Here is a 1,447-nt window from a genome sequence, read left to right on the forward strand (position 1 = left end):
TTTAGTGCTAAATGCTTCAACGTCATACCACCGAACTTTTACAGTCGGGTACTTCTTCAATTGAGTAATCTTTGTTCGAAAGAGGCAAGATATTACATAGGTGCTACGGTATCTACAAAGTGAATGATCTTGGTATTTACTTCATCAGCATACTCTCCGTTGATTGCATGTGAAGCATCTTTAATCATATCTACAGTACCTTTCTTTAAGCTCTCTTGCGCATTGGAAACGGCAGTTTTAGAGTCATTCATGACACTACGACCCGCCATCAAGGCAAAGACGGGGATATTGATATCTCTTAATTGATCTTTAGTGATTCGTGTTGGCGTTGGTGTCTTGACTGAGAACGTATGCATCCCTGTTTCAATGAGCTGCGCGACGGGGTCATCTGCTTTGACCGTGGCTCCTCCAGAGATATAGCTCAGCATATAATTGCGTATAGGTGTTGGAATCACAGTAATTGATGCTGGAATTGAGATGAGGATTGTAGTCAGCGGAATATTATCAAATACAAATACAGGATCGATAAGACTAAGACTTGCTACCTTATTGGGAAAGTGTACGACATAGTTAGTTGCTGTCCAACCGCCAATAGATACACCTATAAGATGAAGCTTACTCTCAGGCAATTGAGTCAGTGCTTCATCTAGCCATTTTGCTTGATCTTCAACGTTGGTAATCGCTTTAGTTTGCTTACTCATTCCGGGTTCATTAATTAAGTCGACGGTATAGACTGAACGACTCTTTAATAAACCCGCAAGGTTTGGGCTCCACATGGGTGTAGATGCTGATCGACCCGGTAGTAGTACAAAGGGTTCTTTTGTATTCTTGCCACTATCAAAATAATAAACTCGAACCGTGCCATATGATGTCTTTAGGTCGAGTGTTTTTTGGGGCGTGGGCAAGTTCGCCATTGCTCGATCGTAAGCTCTTTTAAATTTTAGCTTGCCTGTATCAGATGTATAATGACTCAATGGATTAGTATCTCGATCGACAAATAGACCCGCACCAATCAAGATTGTGAGGCCAACAGCGCCGAAAAATAATTTCTTTTTCATTGAGTCATTCCTAAATAAAGCATACGTTGGACGACACAGATAGGTGATTTTTTCAGTGTAGAAACGAGTTAAGCTTTATACTATTTCAATTGTGTTTTACTTTTAATATTCTTCAAATACATCATGCTGAATATAGAAATGAAGGATACCGACAAATTTCCTTTTCCAAGAATAATAGCTCTTCATTTATTACCGTAAGCTAAATTCATAAGCATTGTAAACTTACATACTTATGGTAATGATATAGGCACTGCACTTAAAAATTATGACATTTAGAGGATTTATCATGCTTCTTTTATAAAGAACTTTCATACTCCACATATCCATCTTCAATGGCAGGAATAATCTCTACAAATTCAAAGTAGGGCACTGTACAAAATTCAGAGTCT

At 38.5% G+C, this 1,447-nt stretch carries 1 protein-coding gene and 1 pseudogene; both read right to left on the reverse strand.

Annotated features, from left to right (window positions below; translation table 11 throughout):
• Nucleotides 1-92: 92 nt before the first annotated feature.
• Nucleotides 93-1,058: an alpha/beta fold hydrolase gene (locus NL42_RS18830; protein WP_461313910.1), complete on the reverse strand. Its 966-nt coding sequence runs from the start codon at nt 1,056-1,058 to the stop codon at nt 93-95.
• Between the two features lie 295 nt (nt 1,059-1,353).
• A pseudogene (locus NL42_RS18835) lies at nt 1,354-1,447 on the reverse strand (darcynin family protein); the annotation flags it as partial.

Source organism: Acinetobacter sp. GN11, from assembly GCF_054823985.1.